The sequence below is a fragment of the Mesorhizobium sp. M2A.F.Ca.ET.067.02.1.1 genome (assembly GCF_004023285.1).
In the GTDB taxonomy this organism is placed as follows: domain Bacteria; phylum Pseudomonadota; class Alphaproteobacteria; order Rhizobiales; family Rhizobiaceae; genus Mesorhizobium.
Genome location: NZ_RZSB01000714.1, coordinates 1 through 3,140 on the forward strand (window position 1 = coordinate 1; position 3,140 = coordinate 3,140).

The window sequence follows — 3,140 nt, forward strand, 5'->3', positions numbered from 1 at the left end:
TGGGACCGCAGGGTGGCCGAGGTCGACGGCTGGGTGCCGCGCGACCATGTCGAGACGGTGCGCGCGCTTGCCCGCGACATCAACACCGCCACGGCCGGTTTCGTGCGCGGGCAGGGCACGCTATGCCTTGTGCTCGGCGCCATGTATGCCACCGGGCTGACGCTGACCGGATTGAACTTCGCCATCCTCATCGGCTTCTTCGCCGGGGTGATCTCCTTCATCCCCTATGTCGGCTCGCTGACCGGGCTGGTGCTGGCCATCGGCGTCGCCTTCGTCCAGTTCTGGCCGGACTGGACCATGGTGGTGCTGGTTGCCTGCGTGTTCTTCGTCGGCCAGTTCATCGAGGGCAACATCCTGCAGCCCCGACTGGTCGGAAAGAGCGTCGGCCTGCATCCGGTGTGGCTGATGTTCGCGCTGTTTGCCTTCGGCGCGCTGTTCGGCTTCGTCGGCCTGTTGATTGCCGTGCCGGCCTCGGCGGCGATTGCCGTGCTGGTGCGCTTCGCCATCGCCCGCTATCTCGAATCGCCGCTCTACAAGGGTCACGCCACAGGGCCCGTGCCGCCATTGCCGGCCGATCGCGGCGGCGGCCACCGTTCGAAGCGGGGCTGACATGGCTGCTCAGCCAGCAGATACGCCGCGTCAGCTGCCGCTCGATCTCGGCCACGGCACCGGCTATTCGCGCGACGAGCTCGTCGTGTCGGGCACCAACGCGCAAGCCGCGTCGCTGATCGACCGCTGGCCGGACTGGCCGTCGCCGGTGGTCGTGCTGGCCGGGCCGCCCGGCTCGGGCAAGACGCATCTCGCCCGGATATGGCAGGAGCGGGCGCATGCCGTCGCCATCGAGCCGGGCCGGATCGGCGAGCACATCGCCGGCCTGGGCATGAGGCCGGCGCTCATCGACGACGTCGACAAGACGGCGATCGATGAGCAGGGCCTGTTTCACCTGATCAACGAAGTGCGCGGCGCGGGCTCGACGCTGCTGCTTACGGCGCGGCGTTTCCCCTCGGCCTGGCGCGTCACGCTCCCCGACCTCGTCTCGCGGCTGAAAGCGGCGGCGACGATCGAGATCCACGAGCCCGACGATCTGCTGCTTGCCGGCGTCATCACAAAGCTGTTCGCCGACCGCCAGGTCGAGGTCGAGCCGCATGTGGTGCAATATCTGGTGCGCCGCATCGAGCGTTCGCTCGGCACCGCCATGCGTGTCGTCGAGCGCCTCGACCGCGCCGCGCTTGAGCGCAAGACGCCGATCACCCGGGCGCTCGCGGCGGAGACGGTCAGCGCTATGGACGAGGGGCAGGGCGAGTTCGATATCTAGGCCTTTCCCTTCTCCCCTTGCGGGAGAAGGTGGCCGCTAAGCGGCCGGATGAGGGGTGCTCCAGGGAAAGCCGACGTCTCACTCCGCTGGAATACCCCTCATCCGTCTCGGCGCTGCGCACCGATCCACCTTCTCCCACAAACAAGGGGAGAAGGGAAAAATTACGCCCATAGCCCGGCCAGATGCCGAGCCAAAAGATACACGCCCGTATGCGCCGCGATGTAACAGGCGGCGACAAGGACGAAGACCATCAGGCCGGCGGACCGCGACCGGGCGACGCCGCTCTGCCGCTTGCTCGGCCGGTTGTTCCAGACCCACAGAGCGGCGCACAGGATTGCCCAGGCGACCATGACCGGAACCGCGAAGCCGTAATAGGCCAGGTAGGCCGGACCGATCAGCGACAGCAGCGCCTCGAGCACGGGCATCGACAATCCCCCTTTGTCCGAAGTCTAGACCGGTGACAAAGTTGGGAGCGAGGGGGATTGTTCGAGCCGCGTCCCGGCTTGTGCGGCATCTGTGGGAGCGTGCGGCGTAGCCGTCCCATTCCGGAACAGTCTTTCCGGCATCAGTCTTGCAACACCGACAGTGCCGGTTGATCCCGGCCCCGGTCGCGTTCCAGATCGGGTTGTAGGCTCGCCGGGCTTGAGGTTGTTGGGGACTCGCCCGGCGGGTTTACCCGTCTCCGTGTTCACACCACAGGTTTGATTTCAACCCGGACGGGACTGTTGGGGATCGGCACTCAGCCCGTGCTGCCGTGTCTGGCGAGCAGGCGTAGCACCTGAACGCTGTTGGGCAACTCGATGAGAAATTCCTCGTCACGGTCTAGATGGTGGATCTTGGTGGGATCGCCGCCGGTGAAGCGCGCCATTGCCTCGTTATTCTCCCAATAGGAGATTGTCATGAACTCCGAATAGGTCGGCGTGTCCTCGCGGAAGGTCTGGACACCGAGCGCCTTCTCGATCAGCGGCTTGATGCCGACCTCGTAGTTGTAGGCCTCATATGCGTCGGCTTTGTCGGGCAAGGTTCTGCCGCGCCAGATGCGCGCGATGGTCGGAGTTTTCGCATTGCCGGTCATGGCAACCGAAACTTGCGAAGGCTGACATGGTTCCAGGAGAGTGAGGCCAAGAGCCCTTCTGGTCAGGCCCTGGGCCGCTAGACCGGCACGGCAATTTTTTGGGGGAAAGCGATGGTCGGAGTGGCGTGATTCGAACACGCGACCCCCTGATCCCAAATCAGGTGCGCTACCAGGCTGCGCTACACTCCGACGTCCCGCGGCGTATAGGGGGCGCACGCCCGGAAGGCAACACAAAAACAGAGCGCGGTTCGATCCGGCCGATGATGCTGTCCAGGCAGCCTAGAGATCGACCTTGGCGACGTTGTCCTTGTACTCCTCCTTCGGATCGTAGCCGAGCAGCATCTTGATACCGGAGACGACGCTGGAGGCGTCGAGCCAAATCTCGGCCTGTTCAGGCTCGAAGCGAAGCAGCGTCAGCTTCGGATCGTCCCTGCCGCCTTCGAACCACGCTTCCACGTAGCGGTTCCACAGCCGGTCGATCACGACCCGGTCGTTATCGATCTGCAACCGGCCTTGCACCGTTGCAAAAAGGTCATGACCCTTGGATACAAACGTCGCCGTTGCCTGGCTGCCGGAGGAAAGTCCAAGCACAAGCTCGGTTTCCCTGGCGGTGAAGAACCAGATCGGGCCCCTGGCCTCGGCTTCCAGTTGCGCCGTCATGGGGCGCGGGATGATGTTCGAGCCGTCAAGCCCGATCATCATTGTCATATCCGATTTCAGGTCTTTCCAGAAGTTTGCTTCGAGCTCATC

Annotated in this window: 5 protein-coding genes and 1 tRNA gene; 2 read left to right on the top strand and 4 right to left on the bottom strand. The window is 64.5% G+C overall.

The window, feature by feature from the left end; all coding sequences use genetic code 11:
* Both EOA28_RS30510 and hdaA read left to right on the top strand, forming a co-directional pair.
* Nucleotides 1-609, top strand: a 609-nt coding sequence (locus EOA28_RS30510) for an AI-2E family transporter (protein ID WP_148670951.1), incomplete at its 5' end; no start/stop codon positions are given.
* Between the two features lies 1 nt (nucleotide 610).
* A complete protein-coding gene (hdaA, locus tag EOA28_RS30515; RefSeq protein ID WP_126078164.1) occupies nucleotides 611-1,315 on the top strand; it encodes a DnaA regulatory inactivator HdaA in 705 nt (234 codons plus the stop codon).
* Between the two features lie 161 nt (nucleotides 1,316-1,476).
* On the opposite strand, the gene EOA28_RS30520 is transcribed toward hdaA, so the two are convergent.
* The 4 genes from EOA28_RS30520 to EOA28_RS30535 form a co-directional block, all read right to left on the bottom strand.
* Entirely contained in the window at nucleotides 1,477-1,740 is a 264-nt protein-coding gene (locus tag EOA28_RS30520; protein WP_126078163.1) for a hypothetical protein, read from the bottom strand.
* A 314-nt stretch (nucleotides 1,741-2,054) separates the two neighbouring features.
* Nucleotides 2,055-2,390: a hypothetical protein gene (locus EOA28_RS30525; protein WP_126078162.1), complete on the bottom strand. Its 336-nt coding sequence runs from the start codon at nucleotides 2,388-2,390 to the stop codon at nucleotides 2,055-2,057.
* A gap of 112 nt (nucleotides 2,391-2,502) precedes the next feature.
* Nucleotides 2,503-2,579: transfer RNA gene (locus EOA28_RS30530), tRNA-Pro, on the bottom strand.
* Nucleotides 2,580-2,669: 90 nt separating this feature from the next.
* Nucleotides 2,670-3,140, bottom strand: a 471-nt coding sequence (locus EOA28_RS30535) for a pyridoxamine 5'-phosphate oxidase family protein (protein WP_128315604.1), incomplete at its 5' end; no start/stop codon positions are given.

Coding starts and splice junctions, on each gene's coding strand:
- EOA28_RS30520 (WP_126078163.1), bottom strand. CDS start 1,740: ATGCCCGTGCTCGAGGCGCTGCTGTCGCTGATCGGTCCGGCCTACCTG.
- EOA28_RS30525 (WP_126078162.1), bottom strand. CDS start 2,390: ATGACCGGCAATGCGAAAACTCCGACCATCGCGCGCATCTGGCGCGGC.
- hdaA (WP_126078164.1), top strand. CDS start 611: ATGGCTGCTCAGCCAGCAGATACGCCGCGTCAGCTGCCGCTCGATCTC.